The organism is Komagataeibacter europaeus LMG 18890 (genome assembly GCF_000285295.1).
In the GTDB taxonomy this organism is placed as follows: Bacteria; Pseudomonadota; Alphaproteobacteria; order Acetobacterales; family Acetobacteraceae; genus Komagataeibacter; species Komagataeibacter europaeus.
Map to the genome: position 1 here is coordinate 1 of NZ_CADP01000319.1, position 1,060 is coordinate 1,060.

Consider the following 1,060-nt stretch of genomic DNA (forward strand, 5'->3'; position numbering starts at 1 on the left):
GGCCGCCGCGTCCGCCAGCATTTTGCCGACACGGGTGGCTTTACCGATCATGTGTTCGCCGCCAGCTCCTTGCTCGGCTACAGGTTCGCACCGCGTATCCGAGATCTCTCTCAGAAAAGACTCTATGCCTTCACGCCCAACGCGACGCCCGCCAATGTGCGAGCGCTGGTTGGCGGCAAAATCAATGAACCGCTCATCGAGCGCAACTGGCCCGACATCCTGCGCGTCACGGCAACGATCGCAGCGGGCATCGTCGCCCCCAGCCAGATTCTTCGCAAGCTCGCTTCCTACCCGCGCCAGAATGAGCTGGCCCTCGCATTGCGGGAGATCGGTCGCATCGAGCGCACCCTGTTCATGATCGACTGGATTCTCGACGCCGGTCTCCGGCGCCAGGCTCAGATCGGTCTCAACAAGGGCGAGGCCCATCATGCCCTCAAGCGCGCCATCAGCTTCCATCGTCGAGGTGAGATACGCGACCGCTCAGGCGAAGGGCAGCACTATCGTATTGCCGGCATGAACCTGCTCGCCGCCATCATCATCTTCTGGAACACCATGAAACTCGGGGAGGTCGTGGACAGACGCGCCGTGGACGGCATCATCATCCCGCCTGATCTCCTCGCCCATGTCTCACCGCTGGGATGGGAACACATCAACCTCACCGGCGAATATCGCTGGCCTAAATCCTTAGCGTAGGATTTCGCCCCCTCCCGCAAACGACCCCTTCTGCTCAAAGCCACCAAAAAATAGTGCGATTGCCACTGTTTCTAGGAGAAGGCCTCTCTCTGTGAATAGAAAAGTTATCCCGGTGCAATCACCACCCTAATACGGTGCAATCACCACCCGTAGACACGGTGCAATCACCACCCATAGGCACGGTGCAATCACCACCCCCCTAAAACCGATATGATTCCCGTTATCTAAACCGATAGGTTTTTCCGGTAGTTGTCCGATAATTTCTAACGAAATTGTGGATAAATATAAGACTTAAAATTTCGATCTAAATCACCGCCTCTTGGGGGGGCCCCCCCCCCCCCCCCCCCCCCCCCCCCCCCCCCCCCCC

The 1,060-nt window shown here is 58.5% G+C and carries 1 protein-coding gene; it reads left to right on the forward strand.

Translation table 11 applies throughout. The features are described 5' to 3' along the window. Nucleotides 1–693 (forward strand): Tn3 family transposase (locus GEU01_RS22120; RefSeq protein ID WP_019087292.1); only part of this gene is annotated, 693 nt, incomplete at its 5' end. Nucleotides 694–1,060: the final 367 nt, after the last annotated feature.